Origin of the sequence: Treponema sp. (genome assembly GCF_051883275.1) — a bacterium.
GTDB lineage: Bacteria > Spirochaetota > Spirochaetia > Treponematales > Treponemataceae > Treponema_D.
In genome coordinates this window covers 79,836-97,273 of record NZ_JBJETK010000037.1, presented here as the reverse complement: position 1 = coordinate 97,273, position 17,438 = coordinate 79,836, and the positions used below count along the sequence as shown (strand labels likewise).

Annotated in this window: 15 protein-coding genes and 1 tRNA gene; 5 read left to right on the top strand and 11 right to left on the bottom strand. The window is 45.5% G+C overall.

Annotation, left to right across the window (positions count from 1 at the left end; translation table 11 throughout):
• Positions 1 to 17 precede the first annotated feature (17 nt).
• The 3 genes from ACI4L0_RS05930 to ACI4L0_RS05920 all read left to right on the top strand — a co-directional run bounded on the left by ACI4L0_RS05930 (position 18) and on the right by ACI4L0_RS05920 (position 4,835).
• Positions 18 to 2,618, top strand: coding sequence for a penicillin-binding protein 1A (locus ACI4L0_RS05930; protein ID WP_439799248.1), 2,601 nt, complete (start codon positions 18 to 20; stop codon positions 2,616 to 2,618).
• Positions 2,619 to 2,645: 27 nt separating this feature from the next.
• On the top strand, positions 2,646 to 3,056 hold the full coding sequence (locus ACI4L0_RS05925) for a ParB N-terminal domain-containing protein (RefSeq protein ID WP_439799247.1): 411 nt from the start codon (positions 2,646 to 2,648) through the stop codon (positions 3,054 to 3,056).
• Positions 3,057 to 3,182: 126 nt separating this feature from the next.
• Complete coding sequence (locus tag ACI4L0_RS05920) at positions 3,183 to 4,835, top strand: nucleoside kinase (RefSeq protein ID WP_439799246.1); 1,653 nt, start codon at positions 3,183 to 3,185, stop codon at positions 4,833 to 4,835.
• Here the strand turns inward: ACI4L0_RS05920 and fliJ are convergent.
• The 8 genes from fliJ to flgB all read right to left on the bottom strand — a co-directional run bounded on the left by fliJ (position 4,825) and on the right by flgB (position 12,226).
• The gene (gene fliJ / locus ACI4L0_RS05915) at positions 4,825 to 5,259 is read right to left on the bottom strand and encodes a flagellar export protein FliJ (protein ID WP_439799245.1); all 435 of its coding nucleotides are present in this window, start codon (positions 5,257 to 5,259) and stop codon (positions 4,825 to 4,827) included. The genes ACI4L0_RS05920 and fliJ overlap by 11 nt on opposite strands.
• A gap of 11 nt (positions 5,260 to 5,270) precedes the next feature.
• Entirely contained in the window at positions 5,271 to 6,620 is a 1,350-nt protein-coding gene (locus ACI4L0_RS05910; protein ID WP_439799244.1) for a FliI/YscN family ATPase, read from the bottom strand.
• 123 nt (positions 6,621 to 6,743) lie between these two features.
• Complete coding sequence (gene fliH, locus ACI4L0_RS05905) at positions 6,744 to 7,676, bottom strand: flagellar assembly protein FliH (RefSeq protein ID WP_439799243.1); 933 nt, start codon at positions 7,674 to 7,676, stop codon at positions 6,744 to 6,746.
• Positions 7,677 to 7,697: 21 nt separating this feature from the next.
• Positions 7,698 to 8,756: a flagellar motor switch protein FliG gene (gene fliG / locus ACI4L0_RS05900; RefSeq protein ID WP_439799242.1), complete on the bottom strand. Its 1,059-nt coding sequence runs from the start codon at positions 8,754 to 8,756 to the stop codon at positions 7,698 to 7,700.
• Between the two features lie 3 nt (positions 8,757 to 8,759).
• On the bottom strand, positions 8,760 to 10,472 hold the full coding sequence (gene fliF, locus ACI4L0_RS05895; RefSeq protein WP_439799241.1) for a flagellar basal-body MS-ring/collar protein FliF: 1,713 nt from the start codon (positions 10,470 to 10,472) through the stop codon (positions 8,760 to 8,762).
• A gap of 347 nt (positions 10,473 to 10,819) precedes the next feature.
• Positions 10,820 to 11,170: a flagellar hook-basal body complex protein FliE gene (gene fliE, locus ACI4L0_RS05890; protein ID WP_439799240.1), complete on the bottom strand. Its 351-nt coding sequence runs from the start codon at positions 11,168 to 11,170 to the stop codon at positions 10,820 to 10,822.
• Positions 11,171 to 11,248: 78 nt separating this feature from the next.
• Entirely contained in the window at positions 11,249 to 11,710 is a 462-nt protein-coding gene (gene flgC / locus ACI4L0_RS05885) for a flagellar basal body rod protein FlgC (protein ID WP_439799239.1), read from the bottom strand.
• 96 nt (positions 11,711 to 11,806) lie between these two features.
• Complete coding sequence (gene flgB / locus ACI4L0_RS05880) at positions 11,807 to 12,226, bottom strand: flagellar basal body rod protein FlgB (protein ID WP_439799238.1); 420 nt, start codon at positions 12,224 to 12,226, stop codon at positions 11,807 to 11,809.
• Positions 12,227 to 12,309: 83 nt separating this feature from the next.
• On the opposite strand from flgB, the gene recO reads away from it, so the two are divergent.
• Both recO and ACI4L0_RS05870 read left to right on the top strand, forming a co-directional pair.
• Positions 12,310 to 13,083: a DNA repair protein RecO gene (recO, locus tag ACI4L0_RS05875; protein ID WP_439799237.1), complete on the top strand. Its 774-nt coding sequence runs from the start codon at positions 12,310 to 12,312 to the stop codon at positions 13,081 to 13,083.
• 143 nt (positions 13,084 to 13,226) lie between these two features.
• On the top strand, positions 13,227 to 13,376 hold the full coding sequence (locus ACI4L0_RS05870; RefSeq protein ID WP_439799236.1) for a YqaE/Pmp3 family membrane protein: 150 nt from the start codon (positions 13,227 to 13,229) through the stop codon (positions 13,374 to 13,376).
• A gap of 55 nt (positions 13,377 to 13,431) precedes the next feature.
• Here ACI4L0_RS05870 and ACI4L0_RS05865 read toward each other — a convergent pair whose 3' ends face one another.
• The 3 genes from ACI4L0_RS05865 to ACI4L0_RS05855 form a co-directional block, all read right to left on the bottom strand.
• The gene (locus tag ACI4L0_RS05865; protein ID WP_439799235.1) at positions 13,432 to 14,643 is read right to left on the bottom strand and encodes a sugar ABC transporter substrate-binding protein; all 1,212 of its coding nucleotides are present in this window, start codon (positions 14,641 to 14,643) and stop codon (positions 13,432 to 13,434) included.
• Between the two features lie 21 nt (positions 14,644 to 14,664).
• Positions 14,665 to 16,761, bottom strand: a complete 2,097-nt coding sequence (locus ACI4L0_RS05860; protein WP_439799234.1) for a methyl-accepting chemotaxis protein — start codon at positions 16,759 to 16,761, stop codon at positions 14,665 to 14,667.
• Positions 16,762 to 17,329: 568 nt separating this feature from the next.
• Positions 17,330 to 17,404: transfer RNA gene (locus ACI4L0_RS05855), tRNA-Arg, on the bottom strand.
• Positions 17,405 to 17,438: the final 34 nt, after the last annotated feature.

Here is a 17,438-nt window from a genome sequence, read left to right as displayed (position 1 = left end):
TTATCTATTATATTACCATGAAAAAACGTTGTAATATGCCGATTATTCTGAGCGGAGCCATGCTTTTTTTTTCGATTTTGTTCGGCTCGCTTCTAGGCGCGGGACTTGCCGCCACAAGGAATACAATAAACACTGAAAATTTCACAGACTTCAAGACTGCGCTTCCAACCAAGCTTTTAGATATAAACGGGGAACTTATAACCGAATTTGCAAGCGATGAACGGCGCGAAATAATCGCACTCAAGAATCTTCCGCAGCACATGATTGATGCGCTTCTTACAAGGGAAGACAGAATTTTTTACAGCCACCACGGCTTCAGTGTAAAGGCAATATTCAGGGCAGTTGTTGGAGTTCTCACCAGAAAATCACTCGGAGGAGGCTCTACACTCACACAGCAGATTGCAGGAACCTTGTACTGCGACCGCCAGCAATATTCTCCCAAACGCAAGCTGAAAGAGCTTTGGTGGGCAATTCAGATGGAGCGGAGATATTCCAAGGATGAAATTCTTGAGATTTACCTGAACAAGATTTTTTTCGGAGGGGGAACATACGGTGTAAATGCGGCAAGCAAATATTACTTTGGGCACGCCGCCACAGAAATCACGCCGGCAGAATCCGCAATTCTTGTTATACAGCTTTCAAACCCTTCATTTTACAATCCTTTCAACCACCCAAACAGGGCAATGGCGCGCCAGAAGGATGTGCTTGAAGCCATGGTGGACTTGGGCTACATTTCCAGAGAGGAAGCAGACGACAGCTTCGACAACTACTGGGCGGGCTTTGACTATACAAGGACAAACACTTCAGCGCACGCAATGCAGAATGACGAAGCTCCATGGTTCAGCGAATATGTAAGAAGAAGCCTGAGCCAAATGATTTACGGCGCAGAAGACATCTACACAAGCGGCTTTACGGTCAATACAACACTGAATCTTTCGCACCAGAAAGCGGCGGAACAGATAATGCAGGACTACATCTATGCCGCCAACAGAATTTACCAGAAAACAATGAATTCCCATGAAAGGTCAGCGCTCAGCAAGTATATTCCGCTCACGGAACTTTTGAGCCTTGTATTCAACCTGCCGGACTTAAAGCTCGGACAGCAGAGAAACCAGGCCGCCGCAATGAGCCAGTACCGCGACAAAATAAATCCGATGATTGACGTAATGTCCATGATCTGCGGAATTGATACCCTTAAAACAGAAATCGTCAACCGCGGAAATTCCCTTATCCAGCAGAAGGCTGAAAAAACGACAATCGAAGGCACAATGATAGCTATTGAAAATTCCACGGGCTACATAGATGCCCTCGTTGGCGGCTCAAAGTACGACAACTCCAACCAGTTTATCCGCGCGGTTCAGGCAAAGCTTCAGCCAGGATCCACATTCAAGCCGCTGTATTACGCCGAAGCCATTGAAAGCCAGAAATTCACAATGACAACAATAATAAGCGACACGCCGCAGGTTTTCCATAACGAAGACGGAACTCCATATATTCCGCAGGACTTCAAGGGCGAATGGGAAGGAGATGTTGAATTCTGGTATGCGCTCGCCCACTCCATGAATGTTCCTTCAATAAAAGTTCTTGACACAATCGGATTTGACGCCGCAATAAAAAGAACTTCTTCGCTGCTTGGAATTCCGCAGAATGAATTTGCGGAAAGAAATTTTGTGCCGCTTTATCCGTTCGGTCTTGGTGTCTGCTCTGTTCGTCCTATTGAAATCGCCAAGGCATACGCTACAATCGCCAACAGAGGCAAGGAAGTCAAGCCGATCGCAATCCTTTCAATAGAAGACAAAAACGGCAACGAAATTCTTTCCCCGGGAAAAGACTATGCGAACAGCCAGAAAGCGCGCGGAGCTTCAAGACAGATTATATCCGAAGAAACAGCATTTATAATGCAGGAAATAATGAAAAATACCGTCAACAGCGGAACACTCAGATACGGCGCTGACTGGGATTCCACCTATTGGGTAACAGGAAAAAACAAGGGAAAAGGAAACAAATTCACATTTGTAAATTCCAACGGAAAAACATTCCAGATGCCTGTGGCAGGAAAAACAGGAACTACGCAGAACTGGGCTGATGCATGGGCGGCAGGATTTACGCCGTATTACACCGCTGTATTCTGGTTCGGCTTCGACAAACCGGGACAGTCGCTCGGCTTGAGAATCACAGGCTCCACTCTGGCCGGCGTTGCATGGGGCGACTACATGAATGCCGCAAACCAGGGAAAATCATACAAGCCTTTCTTTGATAAAATTCCTGAAAATCTTGTTCAGGCTGAAGTCTGCACAAGAAGCGGCGGACTGCTGACACCTGAATGTGGCGGAAACAGAATCACGGCATACTATTATCCTGGCACAGAACCCACAGAGCCGTGCGTAAAGCACACCGATGACTCGGGAAGAACACTCGGAACTGTGCGCCTGAAAAAAGCACGGCTAAGATCAGGATACAGCTTTGATGAAACCGTGGACGACACACCGCTGACAGTAGACTTGAGCTTCCTGAGCAGCGGCAAACATTCTTCGGAAAGAGAAAAGAGCGCCCCTGAATACGAAAACACACAGCGGCGTGAAAATTCCGATGATTTTTCAAACTGGCTTCTTGACTAAAAAACAAAGATTGCCTATTTTAAAAAAATGCTTGTAAAGATTGAAGATATTAAAATAAAGAAAAGAGTAAGGAAGGATTTGGGAGACTTGACCGCGCTCAAAGAAAGCATAAGGATGTACGGTCTTATGAATCCTATTACTCTGAATTCAAACTACGAGCTTGTAGCAGGAGAGCGGAGACTTGAAGCAGCTAAAATGCTCGGCTGGGAAAGAATAAACGCCAACATTCTGGACTCAACCGTGGATTCTGTCCGCCAGCTTGAAATGGAGCTTGAGGAAAACAACCAGAGAAAGGAATTTACAGACGAAGAGCTTTTGGAAGGATACAAGAAACTTGAGAGGCTCAGAAATCCGCCGCTGATTATGCGCATACTAAGATTCATTGCGAATTGCTTTATTTCTCTGGCAGAATGGATTCGCTCGCTGTTCAAAAAATAAAATTTGCATTTTCGTAAATCCGCAATGCAGCATTTTGCAGACTTTTCTCTTTGCATAAAACCAAATTGTACCTTATAATTTAAAGTCGCTTGATTTAGTAAAAGACTGCATTTTGGAGGCACAAACATGAAAAAAATAAAAATCACATTTCCAGATAATTCATTTATAGAAACAGAAAACGAAATCCGGCCTGTTCTCTTTCTTGAAAAATTCAAATCAGAAAACAAAACCATAGTCGCCGTAAAAGTAAACAACGAAATCTGTTCCCTCGACAGCCCCATTGGAATAACTTCGCACATAGAGCCTGTTTTTTCCGACTCAAAGGAAGGCTGCGCAATCTACAGAAGATCGCTGTGCTTTGTTCTTGCGGCAGCGGCGCACAGACTGTTCCCGGGAAAAAGGCTTCTTGTCGGACACAGCCTTGGCTACGGCTACTACTACACGCTTGAAACCGGCTCTCCCCTCACTCAGGAAAATATCACCGCGCTGAAAGCTGAAATGGAGCGCATAATAGATGAAAATCTCGTCATTGAATCATCGTTTATTTCCTACGAGGAAGCCTGCTCTCTTTTTGAATCCCTGGGGCTGACAGAAACTCGCAAGCAGCTGAATTACCGCTGCCCGTCAAAAATACAGATAAACAGCATCGGAAACTTTTCAGATTTGTATTTCGGCCCGCTCGTGGGAACAACCAAAATCCTGAATGTTTTCGACCTGAAGCCATACAGCGACGGATTTCTTCTTCGATTCCCCAAAAAAGGACAGCCTGAAAAGCTCACTGAATTTGTCGACCAGCCGAAGCTTTTTGAAATATACCGGAACTACAAGCTGTGGGGAAAAAGGCTCAACGTAACATCGGCAGCAAGCCTGAACCAGCTTATCCATGACAGAAAAGCGGCTGATTTTATAAACATCGCAGAAACACTTCAGACAAAGAGAATCGCGGATATAGCCGACTGCATTCTCAAGAGAAAAACAGTAAAAGTCGTTCTTATCGCAGGCCCTTCATCGTCGGGAAAAACAACAACAAGCAAAAAGCTGGCTCTTCAGCTGGAGGCAATCGGATACAAGCCCAAGACAATAAGCCTTGACAGCTATTATGTCGGACGCGAGCAGACTCCAAAGGACGAAAACGGAAACTACGACTATGAATGTCTTGAAGCCCTGAACATAGAGCTTTTGAACAAAAATCTTGTGGATTTATTCTCAGGCAAGCAGATTCAGCTTCCGTCCTATGACTTCCATGCCGGCAGAAGCTATTTCAAGGGCGACACGATGACACTTGAGGAAGGCGACATTCTTGTCATGGAAGGAATCCACGGTCTGAACGACAAGCTCACTCCTCTTGTTCCCGCGGATAAAAAATTCAAGATTTACATTTCCGCGCTGACACAGCTCAACCTTGATGACCACAACAGAATTTCAACCAGCGACAACCGGCTTATAAGAAGAATTGTAAGGGATTCGCGCTACCGTGGAAAAAGTGCCGCCGATACAATCGCAATGTGGGAAAATGTGCAGAAAGGCGAAGAGCTTCATATATTCCCGTTTCAGAACAATGCAGATGCCATGCTGAACACCGCGCTTGACTACGAGATTCCGGTTCTAAAAGTTTACGCGGAGCCACTCCTGCGCTGTGTAAATCCGCTGCAGAAGGAATACGCAGAGGCAAGCAGGCTTCTTCAGTTCATGAGCTGCTTTTCAACAATTCCTGCCACATCTGTGCCGTCGCAGTCTATCATAAGGGAATTTATCGGAGGAAGCGCATTCAAGTACTGACCGGATTTTGTCTGGCGGTTACAATATCATCAGCCGCCAGCTCCTCTTCTTTTTGGAATTCTTTTTTCCACTGAAGAAATTTTCCTTCCTTCAGTTTCTCAAGAACCTTTACTTTCTGCATGGCCTGGCGGACAATTTCCCGTTTTTCATCGGCAGCCATCTGGGCAGCTGCCAGGTCTTTCAGAAACTTTTCCTTTTTCTGCTCAAGCATAAAAAAAAACGACTCTATTTCAGCCTGAACAATAATATCCGTATCTGTATCGAATTTTTTTATCGTGGAAATTTTTCTTTTTGCGATGGAGTCAAGCTCCCCCTGAATACGGGAAACTTCAGCATTTGCCTTTCCAAGCTCCAGCTCAGCCTGATGCTGCTCAAACAGCCTGAGATCAAGAATTTTCTGCATGGAAAAAACGAACTTTTTCATGGCCGTTAAAATCAGGCAGGAGATTCTGCGTATTCAGCCTCAGGAATTTCAATTCCGCTCAGCTCGGAAAGCAACTTCAGAGTGTCGTCGATTGAAAGGCGGCAGTTTTCCTCCTGGCAGAGAAAATTTTCAACAGCCTGATGCTTGTCGATGGCTTCGTCAATTTCAGCGGAAGAGCCTTTTTGATAAACACCGGCATTTATCATTTCCTCCTGCTCTGAATAAAGTGAAATCCAGCGGCGAACACGCTGAACGGCTTCCTTTGTGCATTTTCCAGAAACACGCTTGGAAAGACGGCTGATGCTCGTGAGCATGTCTATTGCAGGATAATGCTGGCGGGCTGCAAGTGAACGCTGAAGAATTATGTGTCCGTCAAGAGTTCCGCGCACCTTGTCTGCAATCGGCTCATCCATATCATCTCCGTCAACAAGAACAGTATAAAAAGCCGTAATCGAGCCTTTGCTGTTTGTTCCTGTGCGCTCAAGCAGCTTTGGGAGCATATCAAAAACACTCGGCGGATATCCACGCTGCGCCGGAGGCTCTCCTGTAGCAAGCCCAATTTCACGCTGGGCATGTGCAAATCTTGTTACACTGTCAAACATGAGCATAACATCCTTGCCCTGATCCCGGAAATACTCGGCAACAGCCGTGGCAACATAAGCCGCCCTAAGACGCGAAATAGAAGGCTGGTCGCTTGTGGCAACAACAAGAACTGAACGCTTCAAGCCTTCTTCTCCAAGATCGCGCCTTATAAAATCCATCACTTCACGGCCGCGCTCGCCAATGAGCGCAATTACATTTATGTCGGCATTTGTATTTCTTGCAATCATAGAAAGAAGAGTTGACTTTCCCACTCCGGAGCCTGCAAAAATTCCCAGGCGCTGACCTTTTCCAACAGCAAGCAGGCCGTCTATAGCGCGCACTCCTGTAACAATCCGCCTGTCAACAGGCTTGCGCTCCATGGGATTTGGCGGAGAAGCAAGAGCCGGATAGTACGCCTCAGGCAGGATTTCACCCTTTCCGTCATAGGGCTTGCCGGTTGCATCGATAACGCGTCCAAGCAGAGAATTTCCGACAGGCACTTCAAGAACATGGCCTGAAGCCACAACTTCGCAGCCAACCTCAATGCCCCGGGTTTCTCCATAAGCCATAAGGCGGACGGAATTTTCCTTCAAACCGACAACTTCCGCAAGCACGCTTGTTTCAAGGCTCGGAATATGAATGGTGCAAATTTCACCAATCACGGAGCGCGGTCCCTTGCTTTCTATCATCAGACCTTTTACACTGGTAACAAAGCCGGTGTATTTTATCGGCTCAATTCTTTCTATACTGTGAATATATTTGTCAAAAAAATTTTCCATTTCAGAGCGCGGAATCCAGGGTTTGTAAAACCTCGAAAAATGTGATGTTTTAAGCCGTGGCATTTAAAGACTTAAAACCTGTAGAAGCCTAAAAACACTGAAACCGGATTTTCCAAGGCTTCCTCAGCTGTCCGGATTGATAACTTCAGACTTTCCGACTGTTTTTATAGGCGAAATGCCGAGAATCTGATTTTCAAGCTCATTGAGCTGGCTTGAAATGCGGGCATCAATAGCACCGAAATCAGTTTCAACAATACATCCGCCTTTTTCAACAGAACTGTCTTCAACAACAGCAATGCTTTTTATATTTTCAACCTGATGTATAAAATCCTTTATATGCTCTGTTGTAAGCTTTACATCCGCAAGATTCACCCGCAGCGTAACAGCACCGGAGCCTTTCACTTTCTTCAGAGCCTGAAGCACATTCGACATGATAACGCTCTTCTGATTTTCGCTCATAATCTTTACAACTTTCCGCGCTATCAAAATCACAAGATTTACAATCTGCTGCTCTGTATTGTCAAGAATTTCCTGACGCTTCTGGTGAACAGCCTCAATCATTTTATGAATACGCTCAACAAGCCGCTGCGCCTCTTCATTTCCGGCTTTATAGCCTTCCTCATGCCCCTGCTTGAATCCGTCTTCCCTTGACTTTTCAAAGATGGATTTTTCCTCGTTTTTTGCGGAGGCAATGATAGTGTCGGCTTCTGCCTGTGCCTTTTCGATTATATCCTGGGCTTCTTTCTGCGCCTGTGCCTTTATCACAGCCGCCTGGTCGCTCTGGTGCTTTACCTGGGCAAAAGCGGCATCCTCGGCATTCTTTACAATCTGGTCGGCATCCGCCTGAGCCTTTTCAAGCATCCGCGCCTTTTCGTCTTCCCACTGAAGCTTAAAGGCTTCCGCTTCCTTTCTCAGATCGTCAGCAGTCGGCCCTGTATATTCGGGAATCTCCTCTTTCTTTTCTTCCACAGGAGGAGCAAAATTCTTTGTAAACTGAAGGACAACCTCACCCTTTGTATTGTTGACCTCCATAGCTCTGAATACAGTCTGCGCCATGCTAAATGCCTCCAGTCAAAATCAGACAACCATCTCATCATCGCTTGAACGGGCAATGACAATCTCTCCGGAATCCTCAAGACGGCGGATTACGCTAACAATTTTCTGCTGGCTTTCCTCAACATCCTTCAAGCGGACAGGACCCATATATTCCATATCCTCTTTAAGCATTGAGGCAGCTCTCTTTGACATATTGCGGAAAATCTTGTCCTGAACTTCCGTATCAACAGACTTGAGGGCCTTTGCAAGCTCCTGGGTGTCAACCTCGCGGAGAACTTTCTGGATTGCGCGGTCATCAAGCATAACAATATCTTCGAAAACAAACATTCTCTTCTTGATTTCCTCTGCAAGCTCCGGGTCATCCTCTTCAAGAGTTTCAATAATCGCCTTTTCAGAAGAGCGGTCAACGTTGTTAAGGATTTCAACGATGGCATCAACACCACCTGCTGCGGTATAGTCTTCGCTGGACAAAGTTGAAAGCTTTTTCTCAAGAACGCGCTCAACTTCACGCAGAACCTCAGGGCTGGTTCGATCCATAGTTGCAAGTCGCTTGGAAACCTCAGGCTGAATTTCCGCGGGCAGATTCTGCAGAATTGTGGCGGCTTTCTGAGGCTCAAGGTAAGCCAGAATCAATGAGATTGTCTGCGGATATTCCTGCTGCACAAAGTTCAAAAGATGAGCCGGGTCTGTGCGGCGGATAAAATCAAACGGACGCACCTGAAGAGAACTGGTAAGCCTGTTTATAATATCAATAGCCTTCTGGCTTCCGAGTGATTTTTCAAGAAGCTCACGGGCAAAATCAATACCACCGGTAGTAATGAAATTCTGAGCCTGCATCAGCTCCTGGAATTCCTCAAGAACCTGGTCTTTAAAATCCGCATCTATTGTATCAAGACGGGCAATCTCAAATGTGAGAGTTTCAACCTCATCTTCGCGCAAATGCTTCATTACATCCGAAGCAACATCGCTTCCGAGCGCAACGAGGAATATAGCGGCTTTCTGGCGGCCGGTAAGATTCTTGTAGTCCTTGACACCGCCTTTTTTCTTGCTTTTTTTGCCATCAACAAGTTCTTCTGCCATAAACTATTCCTCCATAAGCCAAGTGCGGATAAGCATTGCAACATCTTCCGGATGCTCTTTTGCCATTGCAAGTGCATTTTCCAGAAGCTCCGCCCGCTTGCGCTCCTCAACAGACATTGTAACTTCCATGCCCTGCTGTGAAGCTTCAAGAAGAGCACGCTGTCTTTCTTCTTCCTGCTGACGGATTCTTGCTTCCTCGGCAAGACGGCGGCGGCGTTCAATTTCGCGGCTGATAATACGGAATGCAATAAATGCAACCAGAACCACAGCGATTCCGATAAGACTGAATGTAATAACACTCTGCCTCCTAAGCTCAGCCGCCCGCTTTGCATCTTCCGCCGCATGCTCTTCAGATCTGTCAAACGGAATATTTTCAACAACAACAACATCGCCACGAGCCTTGTTATACCCAACAGCAGCTTCAACCAGCCTTTTTGCCCGTGCAAGCTCCTCATCAGAAAGCTTGATGTAATTTCTTTTTATATGTCCATTTTCAAAGATTTCATTTCCCTTTTCATCTCTGACTTTTTCCCATCTGCCATCAATGTTGACAGCAACTGTAATCCTGTCATAAATTCCGCCCGGAATTTTTTCAAAATCATAAACCTTCTCATTAAGGGCATAATTGCGCTTTGCACCGTCTTCCGTGGATTTTCCGATAACATTAGACATATCGCTGTAAACAGGAGGATTTTGTCCGTCAGGCCCCGCAGGTCCTTCAGGATTATAGCCTGTTCCTGTAAAGGACTTGTTCACAGTTTCCTCTGAGAGAACAAGGCTGTTTACAACTTCAGAGTCATCGTATGGAGTATTCGGATTGTCCGGGCGGATTGTAATACCGCTGTATTCCTTGACAGTGCCGCTTTCCTTTGACATATCCATGTCTATTTTTACATTGGCAACCTTTACACGGTTCGCAGAAAATGTTACCTGAAGTCCATTAAGGACGTCTGCCATAATCTCCGCTTCTTTCTGCCTTATGGCTTTCATTCCGGTTTTTATAAGCGCATTGCGGTCAGCATCCTCCATGCCGGAAAAATCATTCACCTGCTCCTTTGTATTGCCGTCCATGATCACAATATCTTCATCACGGAGCCCTTCAACAGATGTCTTGATAAGATTCTGAATTCCGCGGACAGTTTTTTTGCTTGAAAGAATTCCGCTGTTTCCCATCTCATACAGAATAACACTTGCCGTTGTAGGAGCCTGATTGTCAGAAAAAAGAGCCTCGTCAGGAATACTGAGCACAACTTCCGCTCTCCGAATTCCTTCAAGGGCTTCCAGGTGATGCTTCACTTCGCTTTCCATTGAGCGTTTCCAGTTCACCTTGTCATCAAAATCAGTGCGCGACCATTTTTGAACATCAAAAAGCGAATATGCATCGAATTTGGACGGAGCATAGCCTTCAGCAATAAGCCGGCTTCTGTATCTTGCCGCAATATCACTGTTTTCAACTGAAATATAATTGTCCGCTGAAACGTAGGCTTTTATGTTGTCCTGATCAAGACGTGAAAGAATTTGCTCGCGTGACTTTTCATCATTAACCGGAGCGTTAAAAAGCCGCACTGTTGAAGGACGAGAAGATACGGACGCCATCAAAACAACTGATACCACTGCAACCACAACAATGCCTATCACAATGGCTTTTTGAAGGATCGTCCACTTTGTCCACTTTTCCTTAATGGTTTCTGTTTTCTTTTTAAACCATTCGTTCATATTCCCCTCCCATGAACGAATTCAGTATTAAGCGGTTTATAGCACCGCATTTTTCAAGAAAACACCGAATATCCGAATGTAGACTATTCAGTGTTAACAATAATATGCGCTATTTTGAAGTATTTCAAAGAAATACAAAAAAACAGCAGGGAAGCCCGGGCAACCGCTTATAGCATTAACTATTTCTTCCCTAAAGGCGCCCCTTTTTTGAAGCCCCCAATATCTTCTGCTTTATGCCATCCCACTTGCATAACCTGCATAAAAAGATGACACAGTATAGCATAAATTCCTAAATTTGACAACAAAACTCTAAAAAATCATTAAAAACGACTTTTCAGGGATTCGCCTTATCTATTCTGCGAAAGCTCTGTCCAGCCCTTTACAAGGCGGTCTATGACAGTCTGGGCAAGCTCCATGGACATTTGGGCCTTTGCCATTGCAGTTGTAACATCATGGATATCAACACTGTCGGGGTCTGTTATGACTTTTTCCTGCATAGCCGAAACTTCAATCTGCTGGCGGTTCATCTCGCTGGCGGCCTCAAGAAGATACGCCTTGAACGACTCTTTTCTGTCTGTATCTGAAACAGAGAGATTTTCATTTTTCCTTAAAACACTGTCAACAGAACCGATAGCAGATGTTCCGATATGAGCAGGATTTGTCCTGTTAAGCTCCAGCGATCCAAAAGAAAAATTCATAATTCCTCCCGTTTATTTTCAAAGCTGCCTCTAAAGCCAAAGCCCTAAAGGCTCATTCAAGCATCAATCAGCGCGTTTCTAGCGGCCTGCGATTTCCAGGGCAGAAGCAAACATTTCCTTGCTTCCCTGAATAACAGAACTGTTAGCCTCATAAGCTCTGTTTGCACTTATCATGCTCACCATTTCGTTTACAATATTCACATTTGGATATTCAACATATCCCTGATTCGGGCCGGATTTTATCGCATCAGGATGAGTGGGATCGTACACCATTCTGCCCTGCTCTGTGTCCTTTACAATCTCGCGCACCCGTACACCTTTTCCGGGACCGTTGTCCATATCCGAGTCCACAAACGGAAAACGCCATGTAGGATTCTTGGAGTCTATAGGCTCCACAATAACACTCTGTCTGCGGTAAGCGCCGCCTTCCTGGGTTCTCGTTGTAGTTGCATTGGCAATGTTATTAGAAATAACATCAGTGCGAAGTCTTTCTACGCTCATTCCCGTTGCCGCTATGTTTATACTAGTAAATAATCCCATACTTTTCTCCAAAACTCAATAACCTTTTTAAAAGGAAAATTCAAAAAACTGAAACCAACAGAAAGCGACTGCCGGCGCTTCAATTTTCCAGCTGCACTATATAGACTTCATGGCAGTCTTGACCTGCGAAAATTCAAAATTCATAAGCTGCGTCAAAAGCCTGTACTGCATCTGAATCTGAACAATATTCATTGCCTCCTGCTCAGCATCCACATTGTTTCCGTTTGCCTTTGCGGAAGTAGTATAGTCCCTCACGCGCCTTGGTTCAACATCGCGCCAGTCACGCGGAACTTCGCTCTGGATATGCCTTGCATCGGTTGTGGCCATGCGGAATGAGTTGTGCTCATTGTCCCTGCTTGCAAACGCAGCCTTCAGCTCGCTTTCAAAGTTCACGGACTGCTTCTTGTAATTCGGAACTTCACATTTAGCGATATTATCAGCGGTAACCTGATAGCGGAGGCTTTCTACATCAAGTGCGCGGTGAAGCAAATCTACGGAATTTGAAAAACTATTCATACTCTGTACATCGGCATCCCCAAAGAAAAGTTTAGCAAAAATGTCGGCTTGCGCATCGTTCCAGCCACTGCTATTATATCTGCATGTCAGAACGAAACAGAAGAATGAAATCAGTAATTCTTTCGCTGAAAAAATCAGGAGAGGACAACAGGCTCGTCAAAGCAGTTTCCGCGGAAAACGGAATTTTCACTGCAATGCTCTACGGAGGAGCCAAGAGCCGCCTGAAATCGCTTGTCCAGCCTTTCTACACAGGAATTCTTTACATCTATGCGGACGAAGCGCGACATTCAACAAAAATAACAGACTTCGATGTTCAGAGCTGCCACCTTTCATTCAGAACAAGCCTCCTGAAATCCTGGGCCGCTTCCCTTGCCTGTGAAATTGTCCTAAAAACAAAATGCGCCGGCGACCCGGAAAAAGCATTTCTGCTGCTGTGCGCATTTCTTGACGGAATCGATTCAGTTGAAGGAAATGAAATTCACCTTGGAATTCTCAGATTCCTGTGGAGATACCTTGCGCTCCTGGGGCTTCAGCCTGAAACAAGAACATGCGCCGTCTGCGGAACACAGCTTCTGACCCATGAGCAGAACGCAGCCTATATAGAAAACCAAAACGGCTTTGTCTGCGCGGACTGCATTGCATTTTCCACGGAAAAAGGAAATTCAACCCCATTCGCATCCGACCTTGACTCGCTCACCTATCTGACTGCAATCAATGAGCTTTCCCCGGGGCAAGTGCGCAGCCTGCTGATTCCAGCTGAATCAGTGTATAACATGAAAAGGCTTCTTTATAATCTGATAGAAAAATCGTGCGGAATTCAGCTTGAAACGCTAAAAAGCGGAATCGGAATACTGTAGTCCAAGGCAGCTTTTTTCCGCCTGAAAAAAAACAGCGCCAGATGCCGTCTTGTAAACCAGAAAAAAATTCTTTACACTGAATGAACAAGTCCTGAAAACTGTTTACAGGGCGCTCACACACAAAATCATTACCGGAGGGAAAAATGGGGATTTTGAGAGGTTTGCTGTGCATTATATTTCCACCGCTGGCTGTTCTTGACAAAGGCTGCGGCGCAGTGCTTTTAACGCTGCTACTTACAGCGGCTGGATGGATTCCAGGTGTCATTGCGGCTATTATATTCAATAATAAATAGCAGGCACTTCCAAAGTCATTTTAACTGAATCTCTAGAAGTGCCATGCGCACAAAACTACCTGCTTATCTGCATATCAGCCCTGTTCAGTTCCTGCTCGACTGATGCGCCGTCCCAAATTCTGGCGGAAGCGCTGTTCATTACTGTCCAATACTGTCCCATTTCCGGAACGGAAGGCATCGGGAACGCGTACTCAAGCTGCTTAAGGAAACCGGCGATATACTGGCTGTTTACATTTGTATTTATGGAAGGCATTGCGCCTGTCAGCTTAAACCGAAGCTGCTGCATTTCAGGAGTTATAAGGAAACGCGCAAAGTCCGCCGCCTCTTCCGGGTGATCAGAAAATGCGCTTACAAAAACAGCGCGGGTTCCGCTGAACGAAGCGCTGGGCTCGGATTCCCCCGGAAGCGAAGGAAGAGATGCAACTCCGAACTGCACGCCCGCATCAGAAAAATTCTTTATGTTCCACGGACCTGTTATGTGAAGCGCCGCATTTCCAGCCTGAAAAGCCGCATCCGCTTTTGCCGTAGTCATCTCTGAAGACGGAAGTCCCACAACAGAACGAAGCGACTGAAAGAATTTCATGCCGTGGACTGAATCGGGAGTATTAAGATTTGAGCGGGAAGCTTCTGTTCCAAACTGCCCGAACAGCCGGTTGTCATTTGAAGTCGTAAAAATAAACGTGTAGTATGCGTTTGCAACGTCCATCACAAAACCCAGTTTACCCGGATTGTGCGCATTGAAATTTTCCACCCATTCAGCAAGCTTTTCCCAGGAAGACGGAACTTCGCTGTCTGAAATAAGACTTCTATTATAGAACAAAGAATATGTTTCCGCGCTCACAGGGTAGCCGTACATTTTTCCATTATACGTAAGAGCACGCGAGCACGACCCCAGAACCTGCTTTTTTACATCCTCAGGATTTTCAGTGGGAAGAATAAAACCGCCTGAAACAAGAACACCAAGATTATCGTGCGCCCCGGTGAACAAGTCCGGCCCCACACCCTTGGGAGCATCCTCTTTAAGCTGCGCCACAGAAATATTCGGCTCAACGTTCACAAAATTCACTTCGATGTTCGGATGAAGCTCTGAATATTTTTGCGCAGCCTGCTTTATAAAAACATCCGGACCGTCAAGAGATTCCCAGACTGTAAGCGAAATCTGGTGCTTGTTGAAGCGCCTGGGAACAGAGCCGGATTTTTTTTCGCATCCGGAAAAAAGAATCAGAGCGGAACCAAAAAATAATACAGCATATTTTTTTATTTTCATCATAACCCCCGAATTGAACGGCTACACCTTAAACTGGTCTACCTGGCAGCCGATATCATTAATGGAATCTTTCATCTGCGCAGAAATCTCCGACAAAAGAGAACTTGTTTCATTTATTTTCCGCGCGCCGATTTTCATTTCATCCATTCCGTCCTTCATGCTAAGCGTTGCATTCTGAAGACTCTGAACTTCCTCCAGAATCGCCTGGCTTCCTGCGGACATTTCCACAAATGCGTCCCTTACCTCAGCGGTGCTGTCATTCATGTCGTGAAGAACAACATTTATCTGCGCAGAACCTTCCTTCTGCTCACGCATCGCCGTTGCAACTTCCCTCACAAGAGAATCAGTGGATTTTATCCTGTCAGAAACAGCCGTAAACGCAATCTTTGATTCCGCGGAAGAAACAACAATTCCTTTTATGGAATCCTGAATTTTCTGAAGCTGCTCGCCGATTGTCTTTGACTGGCTTGTAGATGTTTCAGAAAGCTTGCGGATTTCATCTGCAACAACACTGAAGCCTTTTCCTGCATCGCCTGCATGAGCCGCTTCAATCGCCGCATTCATGGCAAGAAGATTCGTCTGGTCTGCGATGTTTGCAATGGCAAGGTTCGCATCCTGGAGCATCTGGGATTCCTTTTCAATTAAATCTATGCGCGCGCTCACATCATCCTGCTTGTTAACGCCGTCAACAGCGCGGTCTTCAAGCTCCTTGAACGCTTCCGTCATTTTTTCCATTGAATTGTTCACAGAGGCAATGTTCCCGATCATCTGCTCAACTGCGGCGGAAGCATCTGCAACACCGCGCGCCTGAACTTCCACCATCTGCTTTATCGACCCGATGTTTGAAATAATCTCGTTCACTGCGCTTGCCGTCTGGTCAACGCTCATTGACTGCGCGGAAATGCTGTTCCCCACACTTTCAATGTTTGCAAGAATCTGAGTAACAGAAGAAACAGTGTCATGCGTGCTGTTGCCCAAATTCTGACCGACACCGACAAGAACATCCTTGGACTGCTTCATAACGCGCATAATGTCCTGAAGCTTTGCGGAAAATGTATTGAAGCCTTCTACAACGCCGCCGATTTCATCATTTGAACGGAAGTCTATCCGCTTGGTCAAGTCAGCTTTTCCTGAAGCAATCTCAGTAATTTTTTCACTCACTGACTTAAGGGGCGCAAGGCTGCGGGCAAGAAGAATTCCGCTTGCAATTCCGACCGCAATAAACACAAGGGCAAATCCGGTCATTCTGAAAAGCATATTCTGAATAACCGCCATCGCCTGATTTTTATTCTGTATAACACCGAGATACCAAACACCGTTGTTTATCGGCATATACGAAAGATACCAGTCGCTGCCAGATTGACGGTAAACTGCAAGCCCTGGCTTCCCCTGAATCATGCGTTTTTCAAGGCGCACCAGCTCTTCCATTGAACCGCCCTTGCGAGCCTCGGGATTCCGCAGATCATTTTCAAGCTTTTTTTTGCCCGAATAGTCCACGCCCGACATTTTTTCACCTGCGGCATTGATGATAAAACAGCCGCCCGAATAGTCCAAATCAACGGCGGACGTAATTGTATTCAGGCTTTCCGCTGAAGTTACCGCGGCAAGAACTCCCACAATCGCATTGCTGGAATTATAGATCGGACTGCTCACAACAATAACAAGCCCGTCGCTCACAGAATCGTAAAGGACATCGGAAACAACAGCCTTTCCGGAAATCGCATACTTGAAATACTTTTCACCGCCGGCATTCATAGAGCCTCCGGATGTCAGATTGAACTGCCCGGTCGTGTCGCTCACCTGAAAGCGCGAAAATCCCATCCGCCTGGCCTCAGCCTCAAGCACCGGACGCTGAACATTCCAATTCATGCTGCGGACATCATCGCGCTGGGCAACTGTTTCAACCTGGCTTATAAGGCCTTCGATTTTCATGTCAACAAGCTTTCCGGCGTCCTTGCCGCTCCGCTCCATTGTATTTGTAACCTGCTGCTCCTGCGACGTCCTGTAAAAATAAAGAACAACGGCTGTAAGCGTAGAACACGTAAGCACCACAAGAAGCGAAATGCGCACAACGATTTTCAGAGCAAGGCTGCTCCTGCGATTTGAACATAATTCCATAAAGTCTCCCATACTGCTCCCATATTGACAGATATATATTATGGCCGCACTGAATGATTCACAACAGGATTAGTCAGTGCTTCCATAAAAAGAAAAACTCTCTGAAAAGCTGAACTGAAAAAAGGAACCGCTAAAAACATTTTCAATTTTTACAGGAATTAACATTTTCCTTATAAAAATTTCATTTTTAAAGTCACCTAAAAAAATAATAACACATACAGCAATCTTTGTCCAAACGAATTGCCCGCTGCAAGCATAATATTTAGGCTATGTCCGTAAAAACTGCTGATTTAGGCTAATTGGCCATTAAAATTTAAATTTGAAATCAGTTTTGTTAGAAAAGAGATAGAATTTTCCGGTGGTATTACGAAATCAAAATTTCCTATTATGCTATAATAATAAGGCATAGAAAGAAATCTAAAACTATCGATTCTAAATAAACTTCTTCAAAAAAACTTTTCCAGATTATTCATACATAGTTAGCTAATGTTTTAGCCAGATTACAGGCGAAATTCAAAGTTTACGGCGGGCACAAAAAAAAGCCCGCTCCACACAAGGAACGGACTAGTGACGCTTGGCGGGCTCGAACCGTCGACCCTCTGCTTAGAAGGCAGATGCTCTAATCCAGCTGAGCTAAAGCGCCGAATGAAAAATAGTTTACACCATTTTTATTTTTT